The following is a 17,872-nucleotide window of genomic DNA, read 5'->3' on the forward strand; positions in this document are numbered from 1 at the left end:
TTTTTGTTATCGACCCCTTCCGTGTTAAAACCACGTTAAATACTAATAGTCAGCGTAATAAATTTCTCTTTTATGCGTCTTAACTATAACAAGACAGTAAATCAGTTTTATTATTTTTATTTGAATTAGTCTTCACAACAAAAAACAAGAAAAAGATTTATATAGTTAAGTTTAAGTAGTTAGTTAGTTAAAAAGCCAGAAACAAAATTTTGTTTCTGGCTTTTTTTTTCTTGATAGTAACTATACAATGAAATATAGATTATTATTATTATTATTATTATATTGCTTTAATAAAAGACTGTTATTCATTCGCTTTCTTTTTCTCCTTAAGTCCATCATAAATTGTATGTACTCCCAAACCAAAAATAAATAAAACACTTATCATCCCTCCTTTTTCGACTAGAGTATTAAAATTTAAAAATTGAATGGAAAAAAATAATGCTACAACTATTAGAAGTGTCCCTGAACCTATTTTTTTATTTTTGATCATAATTATATTGTTTAATTAATACCACATAAAGATACTTAATTAGTAGCAAAAACACAAACTAGCAAAATAAATTACCATTTAATAATAACACTACCCCAAGTAAATCCACTACCAAACGCAGCTAATACAACATTATCCCCTTCTTTAACCTTACCTTGTTCCCAAGCTTCAGTTAATGCTATTGGTATAGAAGCAGCTGTTGTGTTACCGTACTTCATAATGTTATTAAATACTTGATCATCACTTAATCCAAATTTCTTCTGGATAAACTGTGCAATACGTAAATTAGCTTGATGTGGTATTAACATATCAATAGCCTCTTTATCCATATTGTTTTTAGCTAGACCTTCCATAATTACTTCGCTAAAACGGACTACTGCATTTTTAAATACAAATTGACCATTCATATGCGGGAAGTAACTAACGTCATCCGGATCGTTATCTGCAAGTATATCACTTACCCAACGTTTACCCATTCCTGGCGCCACTAAAACTAGCTCTTCAGCATGCTCTCCTTGACTATGTAAATGCGTAGATAAGATCCCTTTACTATTATCCTCTTCTCTTGTTAATATTGCAGCTCCTGCTCCATCACCAAAAATTACAGTCACACCACGTCCTCTTGTAGTCTTATCTAACCCTTGAGAGTGCAACTCACTACCAATAACTAATATGTTTTTATACATACCAGTTTTTATAAAATTATCTGCAACAGATAAAGCATATACAAAACCAGAACATTGGTTACGCACATCTAAAGCCCCTACGGTTTTAATATCTAAAGCATGTTGTACTTGTACCCCTGGACCAGGAAAATACATATCAGGACTTAGTGTTGCAAAAATGATAAAATCTATATCATCCTTATCAATACCTGCACGTTCTATTGCTTGTTTGGCAGCTTTCACTCCCATTGTTGCGGTTGTATCTCCAGAGCCTTCTTTTACCCAACGTCTTTCTTTTATTCCAGTACGTTCTGTAATCCACTCATCATTAGTATCCATCATTTTGGATAAATCCGCATTTGTTACAACGTTGTCAGGTACATATTTACCTAAACCAATAATTTTTGAATTGTACATTAAGTTATATTTTTATTATGTCTACTTCCTTTTTTCCATTAAAAAAAAATAGTATCGCAATTTAATGCTTTCAAAAATAATGATTTCACAATTATTTCTTATTCGTTATGCATGCATAATAGTTTCGGGTATTTACAAGTGTCATCTTGTCACATTTTAGCAATTGGCATTTTTGTTGACTGTTAAAGATTAAGAAATTAATATAAGTTTTCGCTTTAAGCGGAATTAAAAAAATAAATAATATCATGGCAAAAGGAAGTATTAATGTTTCAGTAGAAAACATTTTCCCATTAATTAAAAAGTTCTTGTATAGTGATCACGAAATATTTTTACGTGAGCTTATTAGTAATGGTACAGATGCAACATTAAAATTAAAGCATTTAACGACTATTGGCGAATCAAAAGCCGAATACGGAAACCCAGTAATCGAGGTTAAAATTGATAAAGAAGGTAAAAAACTTCATATTATCGATCAAGGTTTAGGTATGACTGCGGACGAGGTTGAAAAGTATATCAATCAAGTGGCATTTTCTGGAGCTGAAGAGTTTTTAGATAAGTATAAAGACAGTGCTAAAGATTCTGGAATTATCGGACACTTTGGTTTAGGTTTTTACTCGGCTTTTATGGTTGCAGAGAAAGTAGAAATTATTACTAAATCTCATAAAGAAGGTACAACAGCTGCACATTGGACATGTGATGGTTCTCCTGAGTTTACTTTAGAAGATGCAGATAAAACAGACAGAGGAACTGAGATTATTTTACACATTGCAGAAGACTCTCTTGAGTTTTTAGAAGAAGCACGTATTAGTAGCTTACTTTATAAGTATAACAAGTTTATGCCGGTGCCAATTAAATTTGGAACTAAAGAAGTAAACGACCCTGACCATACACCAGCAACTACAAAAGATGCTGAAGGTAAAGAAACGACTGAGCCTCAGAAAAAAATTACTGTAGATAATATTATTAACAATCCTACTCCGGCTTGGACTAAACAACCAGCAGATTTAACGGATGAGGATTACACTAGCTTTTACAGAGAGTTATATCCTGCACAACACGAAGATCCATTATTCCATATTCATTTAAATGTAGACTATCCATTTAATCTTACAGGTATTTTATACTTCCCTAAGATGACACAGGATATGGCAATGCAAAAGGACAAAATCCAATTGTACCAAAACCAAGTGTACGTTACAGATAATGTAGAAGGGATTGTACCAGAATTTTTAACGATGTTACGTGGTGTGATTGACAGTCCAGATATTCCATTAAACGTGTCTCGTAGTTATTTACAAGCAGATGGTGCTGTTAAAAAAATATCATCTTACATTTCTCGTAAAGTAGCCGACAAATTAAAGTCGCTATTTAACACCAATCGTGAAGAGTTTGAAGCAAAATGGAATGACATTAAGATTGTTATTGAATACGGAATGTTATCTGAAGACAAATTTTTTGATAAAGCAGATGCATTTGCATTATACCCAACGGTAGATGGTAAATACTTTACTTACGAAGAGTTATTAAACGCTATCAAAGCAAAACAAACAGATAAGGATGGTAAGTTAGTTATCCTTTATACAAGTAACCAAGAAGCACAACACAGTTATGTTGAAGCTGCAAAAGACAAAGGTTATGATGTGTTATTGTTAGATAGTCCTATTATTTCGCATTTAATGCAAAAATTAGAATCTACTAAAGAAAACATTACTTTTTCTCGTGTAGATGCAGACGCTATTGATAAGTTAATTGCTAAGGACGAAACTACAATCTCTAAATTAGACGACACGCAAACAAAAGCGTTAGACGAGCTATTGAAAGAAGTAATACCGTCTGATAAATTTATGGTACAATTAGAAGCTATGGATAGCAACGCAACGCCATTTATGATTACACAACCAGAATTTATGCGTCGTATGAAAGAGATGCAAGCGTCAGGTGGTGGCGGCGGAATGCAAATGTTTGGTAACATGCCAGAGATGTACAACCTTGTGGTTAATACAAACTCTGACTTAGTTAACGAGATTTTAAGCACAGAAGCTAAAGACAAGCAAACACATTTAATAACGCAAAGTTTAGACTTAGCACGTTTATCTCAAGGTCTTTTAAAAGGAAAAGAATTATCAGACTTTATCAAACGTAGTTACGAGTTATTAAAGTAACATAAGGCAGGCTGTTTTTGTAATGCCATTAGCATATCAATAACAAACCGCTTTAAATATAACACTACCGCTTTCGCGGAAATTAAAAGCCACCTAATTTAGGTGGCTTTTTTTATTCAATATAAATAACAGTATCATAATCTGTTATACACTATAACTATCAAAATTTTTGATTAAGTTTACCTACCCAACCAAGTATTTTTTTTTAATGATTGACCAAAGCCTACCACAAACAGAAGCCATTAATAAGCTTCTAAATAATGCTTATAATAATCGATCCCTAGACCTACCCAACAGTATTGTCTTAGCAAAAAAAGCTCTGCATTTAAGCCGAAACCTTAATAACCAACAATTAATTGGACGTAGTTTAAACCAGCTTGGTTTGTATTACATGATTATTAGCGACTACGCAAACTCTACCAAACACGCTACAGAAGCAGTTGCTTGCTTTACAATTATTGATGACCAATTAGGTATTGCAGACTCTAAATACACCATTGGTAGTGTCCATTATAAAACAGATAATTATCACGAAGGTTTAATTTGTTTAATCGAAGCCTTTCGTATTTATAAAAAACATGGTGACTTTAAAAACCAGTCTAAAGTTGGTAAAGCTATTGGTACTGCTTACGAGTATATTGGAGATCAATCCAATGCTTTTAAATCTTACAAAGAGGCTGTAAAAAATGCCAGAAAAGTAAACTGCATAAATCTAGAATCTAACGTATATAATAATCTATCAGGTTTATTACTAAAAAACAATAAGACCAGTTATGCCATAAAAATGATAGAGCATTCCATAAAACTAAAAAAAGAATCTGGAGACACTAGAGGTTATGGGTTTGCTATTTATGGACGCGGAAAAATATATTTTGCTCTAGGTGATTTTGAAAAAGCTGAAAACGATTTTTTAACAGCTATCACAACCTACAATAAGGTTATCGAAATTATGGGCGCTTGTATGGCTTACAATAAATTAGGGAAACTATATTTAAAACAAGACCAATTAGACAAAGCAGAACAAGCGGTTTTAACCGGGTTAAATCTGTCTATTAAATACAACATTACCATTACCAAAATAAAAGGATACCATCAACTATATATCATATACAAAAAGGCTAATCAAATTGAAAGTGCTTTTAAATATCTTGAACTGTACCTTACAGAGAAAGAATTAATCATGAATACGCAGACGCAACAAGTTATGGATAACTATAGCTTGATTAACAAAACTAACGTGTTAGAACATGAAGCCTTACTTCAAAAAGAGAAACAAAAAATAATAGAGAAAAAAAACGAGGACGATCAAAAAGCATTAAAACTAAAACAAGAGTTTTTATCTGTAATGAGTCATGAGATAAGAACACCGCTACATGCCATGACTACCATTGTAGCTATTCTTGAAGACCAAGTTTTTGGAGAAAACAAAAAGCTAATAGAAAGTCTACAGTTTGCCTCTAACAACCTTATAAGCATAGTAAATAACGTCTTAGACTTTTCTAAACTAGACTCTAAAAAAACAAACCTAGAAGTAGAAAACACTAATTTTGATACGTTATGTAAAAATATTTTAAATCTACATCTAAATTTAGCACAGTCTAAAGGCTTAAAATTAGTTTTAAAAAACAATGTTCCGGACACCACAAACTATCTAATAGACCAAACCAAACTAACACAAATACTTAGTAACCTGATTGGTAATGCTATTAAGTTTACAGAAAAAGGTAAAGTGACCTTTAAGATTAAATTGAAAGAAAAAAGCGAAACGCATGACACGCTTTTAATTAAGATAAAAGATACAGGAGAAGGTATTCCTAAAAAAGACTTGATAGAAATATTTGATAGTTTTTCTCAAATAAAACCTATTATGACTAAAAAGCAAGGCGGTACAGGTCTTGGATTAGCCATAGTAAAAGAACTAGTTAAATTGCATGACAGCGTTATCAAAGTAAAAAGTAAAGAACAAAAAGGCTCTGAGTTTTACTTTACAATCCAATTAGAACGCATAGCACCAATGGTAGCTAAACCTAAACCAATTTTTAATCAGCTAAAAAATAAACTTATTCTATTAGCCGAAGACACCGTAATGAATGCCACACTTATTACCAAAGTGTTATCTAAATGGGGTATTAAAACAGAACACGCTGTAAATGGTAAAGTAGCTGTAGAATATGCTAAAAATAAAATTTACGATTTTATTTTAATGGATTTACACATGCCAGAAATGAATGGTATTGATGCAACCAAATTAATCAGGACCGAAAGTAACTTAAATAAAGACACGCCAATATTTGCCATTACGGCGGATGTTATGACAACCAAGAATAATAAAGAGCATGCTAAGCTTTTTAATGACATCCTATGGAAACCTATTGAGATTGAAAAACTATACCAAGCCATAGCCAAAGAGGACGTTTTAAACTACAACTAAAGACTACATCAAGTTAATTATAAATTAATCCGTACTATTTACTTTATTAGATAGTATTGCTACTGCATGCCTTCTTTTTAATAAAACACGATGGGCATTACTGCAATATAAATTGCGATAAAAAAAGCGCAACTACTCCCCTACACCTATATCAAAAAGGTTATTAATCCCGATTTTGTACTGTTTGTATTGAAATAACAAAAAATACTATGCATGCATTGTATTTTTAAAAAATAAAAATTACCTTATAGCCATAGGTCTAAAAAACAGACTCACAATTTGTCTTTAAATGGTCTAAACAGTAAAAAACACACTTTTAAAGTGATAAACGTTCTTTTAAATCACACCCCTTTATACTTATGTCACTTTTAAAAATCAGCGCTTAACAGTGGTTTTTAAAGGTTTGTACAGACGTTATAAAAAACTATAGTATCACACAACACACACTAACACACACACTAAAAATGAAAATCAAAAAAATTCTTGTTGCTAATAGAGGAGAGATTGCTATTAGAGTATTACGTGCTTGTACAGAGTTAAATATTGCTACAGTAGCAGTTTACACCTACGAAGATCGCTACTCGCAACATAGAAACAAAGCGGATGAATCGTATCAAATTGGTGACGATAATCAGCCTTTAAAACCATACTTAGATATGGATGGCATTATAGATTTAGCAAAATCTAAAAATGTAGATGCGATACACCCAGGCTATGGTTTTTTATCTGAAAACTCAGAGTTTGCAAGACGATGCGCTAAACACGGTATTGTTTTTATTGGACCAGACCCAGAAGTTATGGATGCTTTGGGTGATAAAATTACAGCTAAAAAAATAGCAGAACAATGTCAAGTCCCTATTATAGAAAGTAATAAAAAAGAATTAACCTCTTTAAAAGTAGCAATATCGCAAGCAGAAAGTATTGGGTATCCTTTAATGCTAAAAGCAGCTTCTGGTGGTGGTGGACGAGGCATGCGTATTATTAGATCTGCCGAAGATTTAGAAACTAACTTTGACTCTGCACGTAATGAGTCTTTAAATGCATTTGGTGATGACACTATGTTTTTAGAAAAGTATGTCGAAAACCCAAAACATATCGAAGTACAAATTGTAGCAGACAGACATGGTAACATTCGTCATTTATTTGAAAGAGATTGTTCTGTACAACGACGTCATCAAAAAGTAGTAGAAATTGCGCCATCTTTTAATGTGTCTACTAAAGTAAAAGAAGCCCTTTATAAATACGCAGTCGCCATAGCAACCAAAGTAAGTTATAATAATATTGGAACTGTAGAGTTCTTGGTAGATCAGCAAGACAACATTTACTTTATTGAAGTCAACCCAAGAATACAAGTAGAACATACGGTTACCGAAATGGTAACAGGAATTGACCTTGTAAAAACACAAATATTTATTGCTGGAGGTTATAAACTATCAGACGATCAAATTAAAATTTACGGACAAGACACATTAGCAACCTATGGCTTTGCTTTACAATGTAGATTAACCACAGAAGACCCTCAAAACAACTTTACACCAGATTACGGTACAGTAACAACTTACCGTAGTGCCTCCGGAATGGGAATCCGTCTAGACGCAGGAAGTATTTACCAAGGTTATAAAGTCAGTCCCTTTTTTGACTCTATGCTAGTCAAAGTATCCTCTCACGGAAGAACTCTAGATGGTGCAACACGTAAAATGGTACGTGCTTTAAAAGAATTTAGAATTAGAGGTGTTAAAACAAACATTCATTTTTTACAAAATGTCATTCAGCATCCCACTTTTAAGGATGGTAAAGTGACTGTAAATTTTATTCAAAATACGCCTGCCTTATTCAAAATAAAACTGCCACAAGACAGAACATCAAAAGTCGTTCAGTTTTTAGCAGAAGTTAGTGTAAACGGAAATTCTGATGTTAAAAACATTGAAGAAAACAAAGTTTTCAGAACCCCAAAAGTGCCAAAATTTAGTTTGTCAGATCCCTATCCAAAAGGAACAAAGGACTTGTTAACGGAGTTAGGTCCAGAAAAATTCTGTGCATGGTTAAAAGACGAGAAAAAAATTCATTTTACGGATACCACCATGCGTGATGCGCATCAATCGTTATTAGCAACCAGAATGCGTAGTTATGACATGCTAAAAGTGGCCGAAAGTTTTGCAAAAAACCATCCAAACACTTTTAGTATGGAAGTTTGGGGAGGTGCCACCTTTGATGTTTGCTTACGTTTTTTACACGAAAGTCCTTGGACACGTTTAAGAGAATTGCGTAAAGCAGTACCAAACATATTATTCCAAATGTTATTACGTGGCTCTAATGGTGTTGGTTACAAAGCATATCCTGATAATTTAATCGAGAAATTTGTTGAAAAATCTTGGGAAAACGGTGTTGATATTTTCAGAATATTTGACTCTCTAAACTGGGTAAAAGCAATGGAACCAAGTATAAACTATGTCCGCAACAAAACAGGCGGAATCGCAGAAGCAGCATTAAGTTATACAGGAGATATATTGGATGTAAACCAAACAAAATACAATCTTAAATACTACACACAGCTAGCCAAAGATTTAGAAAATGCTGGAGCACATATGATTGCTATAAAAGATATGGCAGGATTATTAAAACCCTACGCAGCCACAGAGCTAGTTGCCGCATTAAAAGATACCGTAAACGTACCCATACATTTACACACACACGATACATCATCATTACAAACAGCAACCTATTTAAAAGCTATCGAAGCAGGCGTTGATGTGGTTGATGTTGCATTAAGTGGTTTATCTGGATTAACATCGCAACCAAACTTTAATGCAACCGTAGAGATGATGAAAGGCCAACCAAGAGCACACGCTTTTGATATGCCCAAACTAAATCAGTTTTCTAACTTTTGGGAAGACACGCGTGAATTGTATTATCCATTTGAATCAGGACTAAAAGCAGGAACCGCTGAGGTCTTTGAACATGAAATACCAGGTGGACAATACAGTAACCTACGCCCTCAAGCTACCGCTTTAGGATTAGCAGATCGTTTTGATGAGGTTAAAAAAATGTATGCCGAGGTTAATATACTGTTTGGTAACTTAATTAAAGTAACACCAAGCTCTAAAGTGGTCGGAGATATGGCTATTTTTATGGTAACCAACAATCTAACTACAAAAGATGTTATGGAACGTGGTGAGGAGATTTCGTTTCCAGACTCTGTGATAAGTTTCTTTGTTGGAGATTTAGGTCAACCCGAAGGAGGTTTCCCTAAAAAGCTTCAAAAAATTATACTTAAAAACAGAAAACCATATACCAACAGACCAAACGCACATCTAGAACCAATAGATTTTGATTTAGAATACAAAGCCTTCAAAAAGAAATTCCAAAAAGGCTTTACTCGTGCAATTGAGATGGAAGACTTTTTATCCTACACATTATATCCAAAAGTCTTTGAACAAGCGCACGAAAACTATAAGACCTATGGAAACTTAGCATTAGTACCAACAAAAAACTTTTTTTATGGTATGACCCTTCGTGAAGAAATTTTAATAGAGCTAGAACCAGGAAAAACAGTCATCATTAAATTACTATCCATTGGTATTCCAAACGAAGAAGGTATGAGAACCGTCTTTTTTAAAGTAAACGGAGAAAATAGATTTGTAGACATTTTAGACACCTCGTTAAACATAAAAATCGAAACTAATACAAAAGTAGACCCAACTGACGAAAACCAAATTGGCGCACCATTACAAGGCGCTTTATACAAAGTTTTAGTTAAAAAAGGACAAGACGTTAAAGAAAACGATCCTCTATTTATTATAGAAGCCATGAAAATGGAAACCACTGTAGTTGCCTTTAAATCGGGTACTATAAAATCAGTAACACTAAAAGAAGGGAAAATGGTAAAACAAAATGACCTTGTTGTTACCATAGAATAATACAGCTTTACTATATTAAAATACCGCTTTCGCGGAAATAAAAAAACCACCTATTTAGGTGGTTTTTTTGTTCCAATAAAGCAAACTAGACCTACAATGTATTTCATTTTTGTAACTTAGTTTTTTTAAAAAATAAGTGCTGTAATAAGCACATGTTATAACGCTTTATTTCTCACAGAGATATATAACAACGTATAAGTTTGAAAACACAATATAAAAAAAGATATTTAAGGATTGTGAATAATAAAAATAGACAATGAAAAAAATAGTAATAGGAATTATAATACTAACGTTAAGCGCCTGTAAATTAATTGGTAAAGGAAATGAGATTGAATTCACTATTGAAAACAAATCTGATGCCCCAATTGAAAACGTAAGATTTACAACATCTGAAAATCTTACGGAACTAAAATTTGATAACATTGGACCTAACGGAATTGCTTCTGGTTTTTTAAATATGCAAGCCAATAAAAGTGATGGAACTTATATATTAGAATACACTAGAAACGGAAAAAAGGAAACTAAAAATCATGGACATTATACAAATGGAGCAGCGATTAATCAATGGGTAGAGTTTGAAATCGAAAATGATAGTGTAAATCAAAAATTTGGTGATCTTTAATAATAAAAAGACTAGCTTAAAAGATATACTACTTATTACTGTCTATAGCCAACTTATGTTTAAAGTAAACTACACTAGTTATAGAATAAACCAAAAGTATATACTCTTAGTTTAGGAAGTTAAAATAACATTAAATCTGTAACATTACAATAGTTTTGGCTACTAACTAGTATAAATTAGAAGACAGTAACTTAAACCAACCAAAACCACAAAAATGATAACTAATTTAAAAAAAAAAGACCGTATCCGATTAGTTTTAATCGTAGTCACATTTGTTATAGCAACAGTACTATTTTCTGATTGGGACCATTTTAAAGCAGGATTATTTGCGTAACACTAAATAAGTAATGCGGACCTATAGCCAACCGGTTAGGTGATTTTATTTTGCTTTTTTTTTACCGTTTATCAGATACCCGATCTTTTCATTATTTCTGATTATATACTTAAATTTAACACCTTTAATCAATAATTGGTTACACAAGACCGTTGTACCTTATTTAATAGATGACCATTTTCCTAACCAAAAAAACTATAAATTATAAAAAACATGAACAATAAAAAACTTATAAAATCTAATGATAAAATGATAGCTGGTATTTGTTCTGGAATTGCTGAGTACCTTGGTTGGCAAACTTTGCATGTTAGAATATTATTCATTATTGCTACATTTTTAGGAGCTTCTGGATTAATAATATATACTATTTTAAACTTTGTGATGCCTAATTCTAATAATGATTCTTTAGCATAGAAGGTTGCGAAAGTATGTTTTCAATAGTTATTTATAAAAATGAACTATTTTATGAGCTTTCAAAAATTTAGTTTAAATAAAATACTACGCTCAAAACAAAACTATCATTCTTTGCGATGTGAAGAATCTCAAAACTAAAACCATCTAATCAGGTGGCTTATTTTTCTGTTTTACGGAAACCCGTAAAACTTAAGTATTACAAAATTGTACCTTAGTTGCAGCAAATAAATTTACGTAGTTCTACGTATTTTAAACGCGTAATAATAGTTGTAGGTTTGTATAAAATTAAAAAGTAAATCAGGAACAAAAGTTCCTCATATCCCGTAAAAATTGAGGGATATTTACTACTTTAGTCACCATATAACTAGTTGTAAGTAATGTAACCGAACAAACTAATGAACACTTTATTTAGAAGAATTCTATTAATTTCCATTCCTTTATTTCTAATCTCTTGTGGTTCTTCAAAATTTAACTTGGATTATCCTGACTATGTGTCCTTAGAAAAAATTGAATATAAAAGTAAAGAAATTTACTTCATACCAATGTTCCATTTCGGAGATGAAACATTTTATACGGATGCAAGAAAAAAAATTGATTCATTGCGCAAAAATAATTTCATTTTTTATTATGAGACTGTAAAAAACCCACTAAATATTGATTCATTAGATAGTGATATTAGTAAACGAAAATTTAGAAAACTTTACGGAAAATCAATTACATCAAAACGTTATGACACAGTAACTAAAAAATTAAGAGGGAAATATAAATATGTTGGGGAGGATAAAATCATAAATCAACCAAACCGAAAAAATCTGAATATTAACGATAATGACAAAAAAGTTGATATTCCAATTATTACCTTGATTTCAGAATTTGAAAAAAAATATGGTAAAATAAAGTTATCAAATTGTGATTTCAGAACTGACTTAAAAAAAGTTACCTATAAGTGTAAAAAAATAAAAGAGGAATTATCTTCTGCATTTAAAAGAGATTTTATTTTAAAATTACGTAACGAGTTTGTTGCTAACAAAGTTATTTCTTCTGTAGACAATAAAATAGTTATTATCTATGGTGCATCACATTTGAATGAAATAAAAAGAATGATTGAAAACAAAAACACTACTTACAACACCGTGTATAATTAATTGCTTGGTTCACTGCCGACTTACGAACATTCCTGCGGAATATTCTATCTGTGATTTATTTGCTAAATTAGTTGCTTAACCACGCAACTAACCATACACAACAACGTTGTGCTTAATTTGACCAAACCATAATCTATGAACAAAATCTTAAAAAAAAGAGCTTATTTTATATCAATTATTTTTCTTATTTCTTGTGGAACAAATAAAATAACAACTGAAAATAAAGATGTAAATACACAACCTAATTCAAAATACAAGAAAAGTAGAAAAGCTTATTCTGGAAAGTTGAATAACTCTGAATACAAAGAATTAATAAAAAATTTGGAATCAGAATTAAAAACTACAATTCCTAATGACAAATCTATTCTTGTTAATTTTAACCAGAAAGCGCCGAATTGTATATCTGTTCGATTTGGCGAAAAAGATAATAAGCAAGTAGTCAACAACAGAATACGAATCTCATCCCGAATTAGTTCTAACAATAACGTTTTGGATTTCTTTGTGTATACAAAAGATTCCTATAATGAAGATATTTATGAAAAAACGGCTGAATTTATATTGGATTCAGGGTTTTTCTATGAAAATGTATTTACTGAACATCAAAATTGCGAAGCATTTCTAATTATTAAACCGAATGGGGATTTTTACAAATATTATGGAGAGGATTATTACACCGAAGTTGAAAACTTTTTAGAGAAGAATTAAAAACTAAGCACAACACCGTATAAAATTAATTGCTAGTTTTAGCTTACTTACGAAAGTCCTCGCGGACTTTCTATCTATAATTTATTTACTAACTTTAGTGCTTAAAACACGCAACTAATCTTATACAACAACGTTGGCAAACATTAGAGAAACTGCATCCTAAACATCAAACATATATTCTAAATTTCGAAAAAAACATCCTAAACTGTGATTTTTTATAATTATTTGCGAACAATAGTATATAAACAATAGCCTATTTTGAGCAAAGAGAATAAAACAAAGCGATTTCAGAAAATTATAGAAGAAAATAAAGGAATCTTATATAAGGTCATAAATATTTATTGTAAAGATACTCAAGACAAAAAAGACCTCGAACAAGAGATTTTAATTCAATTATGGAAATCTCTTGAAAAGTATAATAAAAACTACAAAATATCTACTTGGATTTATAAGATAGCAATGAATGTTTCTATTTCTTTCTACAGAAAAAGCAGAAATACACCAACACATTTGTCAATTGATTCAATCTTCATCGAAAAAGATTATGAAGAACATAATGATGATATAAAAGATAGGAAAAGGATTCTAAATATTTTTATTGACCAACTAAATGCTTTTGATAAAGCGATTATACTATTATACTTGGAAGACTATAACTATAAAGAAATTAGCAATATCGTTGGAATTACAGAAACCAATGTTGGAAGTAAAATCAACAGAATAAAAAATAAATTAAAAAAAACATATCAAAATGGAAATAAACGAACTTAAAGAAATTTGGAGTAAAGAGCAAGAGAAACTAATCTCCCGTGTTGAAATTAATGAAAACAGAATCAACGAAATTACAGTTGAAAACTATAAAAGCAAACTTGATGAATATATAAATATTTCTATTTTGGGTAGAAATTTAGCATTGCTATATGCTATAATTTCAATATCCCTTGCATATATAGTGCGAAATGAATTACTATATAGTTTACCTGCTTTTATAGCTGGTCTTGCTATGATCTTATCATTTTTTCAGCATATGTCACTAAAAAAAATAGATTATAATTCTATGAATATTATTGAATTACAAAAAACAATACATAGATTTCAAATTCATATCTTAAAGTACTCAAAATTTGACATAGGAATTGTTGCTTTATGGGTTCTGACTTCTATTCCAGTTTTAATAAAATTAATATTTAAGGTCTCTCTTTTTTCAAATCTCATTTCTTGTATTATTTTCGCAATATTTGGAATTATATTATTCTTAAAGTTATTTTCTATTGACATATATAAAAAATGGGATTTGGATTTAAATACAGCTCGAATAAAACTAAATGAAATTAAGGAATTTGAATTAGAATAACGTTTGCCAACATCGTATAAAATTAATTGCTGGCTTTTAGCTTATTTACGAAAGTCCAAACGGACTTTCTTGGTTAGTTGTTTTATTTATTAAATTCACAGCTTAAAACCCGCAACTATTCTTATACAAACCGTTGCCAAGCATAGCGGAATTCCACTCAAACTGAAAAAACTGGACTTTAAAATCACCGAATTTCTACCGACTCAAACTCCGAAAAACTTACTGTAAACTGAATTTCACTCTTGCGGAATTCTAATGAAACGGAATTTATATAGTTTGCTTAATTTAAGCAGCTTTGTGTGAAATTCAGACTATTGAACCTCACTCAAATCCGAATTGAAAGCGGATGAATCTATTGCCGAATTCCAACTGTTGTGTTGAATTTCACTCAAACGGAATGACATTGATTATGTGAAATAATTAGCGAAATTCCACGCGTGGCAACAACGTGCATAATTAATATGCTTGTTTTATGCGCATCGTGAAATTCTGCCGAATTTCACTAATGGTTAGTTTTTATTTATTAATTTAGTTGCTTAACAGCGCATACTAAGTCATGCACAAGCACGTTGGCTGTAATTAACGAAGACCATGAATAAACCCAATCTAACTGCTTTTGTACTATTTCTTTTAGTATTTAGTTGTTCCAAAAAAGAAGTCTTCCTTGAAGGGATTATTATATCTAATAAAGAATATCCTGTAATTATTTCTACAGTTGATACAATCTCAGTCTCGTGGAATGATAAAGAAACTAACCGACTTGATAGTTTATCAATGAACTATCAAAATGTAACTAAAACAGATTATGATGGTTTCTTTAGCTTAAGCGCTTATGAAAACGATTCGATTTATATTAAATCATTTAATCACGTTACTCAATCAATTTCTGTTGCTGACTATTTAAAACTAGAAAATCAAAATATTACCTTAAAACCATGTGATTGGGAATTCGAGTGTGATAACCCAAAGCAGGAACTTTTTGTTTTCATAGCTGAAAAAATAAGCTTAGAGTTAAAGGTTCCAGAAGCATCTTGTAACGTGCTAATGGACGCTCAGTTTATTGCAAAATATAAAGTTCTTGAAAACCTATATGGAGATATTAAAAAAGACTCAGTAACATTTTATGTTTTTGATCATTATGGTTGGCCAAAATTTAAAGATTATGAAAAATTGGTTTTATACGTTAATAAGTATTGTGACATTTATGTTCATGAAAAATATCAATACCAGCAGTTACTCGAAACGAAAAGTGGCGAATTCGCATCTCCATTTTTAATGAGTGATTATAGATATCTTGAACATGATTTTCCAATCAAGCCAAAAAGAATGGAATTTCTAAATCCAGTAATTTTTGAACATGAAAAATTGGATACTATTGAAAACATAAAGAAAAGATATCCTGAGCCTTATTTTAGAATAGAAAACAATAAAGTTTTCGCTCTTTATGGAAACGATATTAATGAGCTTTTTGAATTGAAAAAGTTGACAATTCTTAAGTCAAGAGGTAAATTCAAATAACTACAGCCAACAACGTGTATATTTAATTGCTGGTTCTGTGTGTACTCGGAAAATCCTACGGATTTTCCTCTGGTTCGTTTTTGTTTACTAACTTAGTCCTAGCCAACGCAACTAACCATACACAAACTCGTTGCCAAGCATAGCGGAATTCCACTCAAACTGAAAAAACTGGACTTTAAACTCCCCGAATTTCTGCCGACTCAAACTCCGAAAAACTTACTGTAAACTGAATTTTACTCTGGCGGAATTCTGATCAAACGGAATTTATATAGTTTGCGGAATTTAAGCAGCCTTGTGTGAAATTCAGACTATTGAACCTCACTCAAAACCGAATTGAAAACGGATGAATCTATTGCCGAATTCCAACTGTTGTGTTGAATTTTACTCAAACGTAATGACATTGATTATGTGAAATAATTAGCGAAATTCCACGCGTGGCAACAACGTGCATAATTAATATGCTTGTTTTATGCGTATCGTGAAATTCTGCCGAATTTCACTAATGTTAGTTTTTATTTATTAATTTAGTTGCTTAACAACGCATACTAAGTCATGCACAAGCACGTTGCCAAGCATAGCGGAATTCCACTCAAACTGAAAAAATTGGACATTAAAATTCCCGAATTTCTGCCGACTCAAATTCCGAAAAACTTACTGTAAACTGAATTTCACTCTTGCGGAATTCTAATGAAACGGAATTTATATAGTTTGCGGAATTTAAGCAGCTTTGTGTGAAATTCAGACTATTAAACCTCACTCAAAACCGAATTGAAAGCGGATGAATCTATTACCGAATTCCAACTGTTGTGCTGAATTTCACTCAAACGGAATTACATTGATTATGTGAAATAATTAGCGAAATTCCACGCGTGGCAACAACGTGCATAATTAATATGCTTGTTTTAGGCGTCTCGTGAAATTCTGCCGAATTTCACTAATGGGTAGTTTTTATTTATTAATTTAGTTGACTTACCAACGCATACTAAGTCATGCACAAGCACGTTGCCAGTAATAGCGGAAAAACATACTCACTAAAAAAAACATTAAAAATTATGAAAAAAACTTTATTAATAGCATTATCAATGTTATCGTTTCAATCGATTTTCTCTCAAGAAATTACTTATGGAGTTGAATTAGGCACAAGTGTTTCTACTATTTTAGAATTAAACACAATCAACAAAGGTTATGCTACTACACCAAAAGGAAATGGAATATATTTTGGTGGGTTTATAAATTACAAAATTGCTGAAAAAATTGGCATTTATGGAAGTCTAGCTTACGATAATCGAAAATCTAATTTTTCTATTGACGAGAGTAATGATTTAATAATCAATCACAATTATTTAACCATAAATCCAAGTGCTAAATTTAGTTTATCAAAAACTTATAACAAAGGATTTTATTTAAGACCAGGTGTTAGATATTCTTTTTTCTTAAGCGCATCTGACAAAGATGACCAATTTGAAATAATTAATAATTTTAATGGAGTTTTTGCTGGAAATTTAGCTTTTGGTTTTGACATAAACGATTATATTGGTTTAGAACTATATTTTGATTATTCACTTAACGATATTTTAAACGACTCTTCTTCTAAACAACTAAGTGGAATTTTTAAAGCTAACATTAATTTACAAAAAATATTAGAATAGAAAAGAAACTTCTACATAAAACAAGTTACTAAAAATTTAAAAAAATACG

At 31.2% G+C, this 17,872-nt stretch carries 13 protein-coding genes; 11 read left to right on the plus strand and 2 right to left on the minus strand.

Annotation, left to right across the window (positions count from 1 at the left end; translation table 11 throughout):
* Positions 1-301: 301 nt before the first annotated feature.
* Together ACZ2G2_RS01380 and ACZ2G2_RS01385 are read right to left on the minus strand one after the other, a co-directional pair.
* Entirely contained in the window at positions 302-490 is a 189-nt protein-coding gene (locus ACZ2G2_RS01380) for a hypothetical protein (RefSeq protein ID WP_470393593.1), read from the minus strand.
* Positions 491-561: 71 nt separating this feature from the next.
* A complete protein-coding gene (locus ACZ2G2_RS01385) occupies positions 562-1,572 on the minus strand; it encodes a 3-oxoacyl-ACP synthase III family protein (protein WP_090839150.1) in 1,011 nt (336 codons plus the stop codon).
* Between the two features lie 245 nt (positions 1,573-1,817).
* Between ACZ2G2_RS01385 and htpG the strand changes: the two genes are divergently transcribed.
* The 11 genes from htpG to ACZ2G2_RS01440 all read left to right on the plus strand — a co-directional run bounded on the left by htpG (position 1,818) and on the right by ACZ2G2_RS01440 (position 17,823).
* A complete protein-coding gene (gene htpG / locus ACZ2G2_RS01390; protein WP_470393596.1) occupies positions 1,818-3,734 on the plus strand; it encodes a molecular chaperone HtpG in 1,917 nt (638 codons plus the stop codon).
* 208 nt (positions 3,735-3,942) lie between these two features.
* Positions 3,943-6,165, plus strand: coding sequence for an ATP-binding response regulator (locus ACZ2G2_RS01395; RefSeq protein WP_470393598.1), 2,223 nt, complete (start codon positions 3,943-3,945; stop codon positions 6,163-6,165).
* Between the two features lie 464 nt (positions 6,166-6,629).
* Positions 6,630-10,082, plus strand: coding sequence for a pyruvate carboxylase (locus tag ACZ2G2_RS01400; RefSeq protein ID WP_470393599.1), 3,453 nt, complete (start codon positions 6,630-6,632; stop codon positions 10,080-10,082).
* Positions 10,083-10,338: 256 nt separating this feature from the next.
* Positions 10,339-10,704, plus strand: a complete 366-nt coding sequence (locus tag ACZ2G2_RS01405; RefSeq protein WP_470393600.1) for a hypothetical protein — start codon at positions 10,339-10,341, stop codon at positions 10,702-10,704.
* Positions 10,705-11,251: 547 nt separating this feature from the next.
* Positions 11,252-11,452, plus strand: coding sequence for a PspC domain-containing protein (locus tag ACZ2G2_RS01410; RefSeq protein ID WP_470393601.1), 201 nt, complete (start codon positions 11,252-11,254; stop codon positions 11,450-11,452).
* 395 nt (positions 11,453-11,847) lie between these two features.
* On the plus strand, positions 11,848-12,597 hold the full coding sequence (locus ACZ2G2_RS01415) for a hypothetical protein (RefSeq protein ID WP_470393603.1): 750 nt from the start codon (positions 11,848-11,850) through the stop codon (positions 12,595-12,597).
* Positions 12,598-12,732: 135 nt separating this feature from the next.
* Positions 12,733-13,302 (plus strand): hypothetical protein, encoded by a 570-nt coding sequence (locus tag ACZ2G2_RS01420; protein WP_470393605.1) that lies wholly within the window; start codon positions 12,733-12,735, stop codon positions 13,300-13,302.
* A gap of 258 nt (positions 13,303-13,560) precedes the next feature.
* On the plus strand, positions 13,561-14,073 hold the full coding sequence (locus ACZ2G2_RS01425) for an RNA polymerase sigma factor (RefSeq protein ID WP_470393607.1): 513 nt from the start codon (positions 13,561-13,563) through the stop codon (positions 14,071-14,073).
* Positions 14,054-14,656: a hypothetical protein gene (locus tag ACZ2G2_RS01430; protein WP_470393609.1), complete on the plus strand. Its 603-nt coding sequence runs from the start codon at positions 14,054-14,056 to the stop codon at positions 14,654-14,656. Before ACZ2G2_RS01425 ends, ACZ2G2_RS01430 begins: the two co-directional genes overlap by 20 nt.
* A 591-nt stretch (positions 14,657-15,247) precedes the next feature.
* Positions 15,248-16,174, plus strand: coding sequence for a hypothetical protein (locus ACZ2G2_RS01435; protein ID WP_470393611.1), 927 nt, complete (start codon positions 15,248-15,250; stop codon positions 16,172-16,174).
* Between the two features lie 1,052 nt (positions 16,175-17,226).
* Positions 17,227-17,823: an outer membrane beta-barrel protein gene (locus ACZ2G2_RS01440; RefSeq protein WP_470393613.1), complete on the plus strand. Its 597-nt coding sequence runs from the start codon at positions 17,227-17,229 to the stop codon at positions 17,821-17,823.
* The last annotated feature ends 49 nt before the right edge of the window (positions 17,824-17,872 follow it).

This window comes from Olleya sp. KKT75 (assembly GCF_055635485.1).

Excerpts from the sequence above, each read along its gene's own strand:
- ACZ2G2_RS01440 (WP_470393613.1), top strand. The coding sequence starts at position 17,227 with ATGAAAAAAACTTTATTAATAGCATTATCAATGTTATCGTTTCAATCG.
- ACZ2G2_RS01430 (WP_470393609.1), top strand. The coding sequence starts at position 14,054 with ATGGAAATAAACGAACTTAAAGAAATTTGGAGTAAAGAGCAAGAGAAA.
- ACZ2G2_RS01420 (WP_470393605.1), top strand. The coding sequence starts at position 12,733 with ATGAACAAAATCTTAAAAAAAAGAGCTTATTTTATATCAATTATTTTT.
- ACZ2G2_RS01395 (WP_470393598.1), top strand. The coding sequence starts at position 3,943 with ATGATTGACCAAAGCCTACCACAAACAGAAGCCATTAATAAGCTTCTA.
- ACZ2G2_RS01405 (WP_470393600.1), top strand. The coding sequence starts at position 10,339 with ATGAAAAAAATAGTAATAGGAATTATAATACTAACGTTAAGCGCCTGT.
- htpG (WP_470393596.1), top strand. The coding sequence starts at position 1,818 with ATGGCAAAAGGAAGTATTAATGTTTCAGTAGAAAACATTTTCCCATTA.
- ACZ2G2_RS01385 (WP_090839150.1), bottom strand. The coding sequence starts at position 1,572 with ATGTACAATTCAAAAATTATTGGTTTAGGTAAATATGTACCTGACAAC.
- ACZ2G2_RS01410 (WP_470393601.1), top strand. The coding sequence starts at position 11,252 with ATGAACAATAAAAAACTTATAAAATCTAATGATAAAATGATAGCTGGT.
- ACZ2G2_RS01400 (WP_470393599.1), top strand. The coding sequence starts at position 6,630 with ATGAAAATCAAAAAAATTCTTGTTGCTAATAGAGGAGAGATTGCTATT.
- ACZ2G2_RS01415 (WP_470393603.1), top strand. The coding sequence starts at position 11,848 with ATGAACACTTTATTTAGAAGAATTCTATTAATTTCCATTCCTTTATTT.
- ACZ2G2_RS01380 (WP_470393593.1), bottom strand. The coding sequence starts at position 490 with ATGATCAAAAATAAAAAAATAGGTTCAGGGACACTTCTAATAGTTGTA.
- ACZ2G2_RS01435 (WP_470393611.1), top strand. The coding sequence starts at position 15,248 with ATGAATAAACCCAATCTAACTGCTTTTGTACTATTTCTTTTAGTATTT.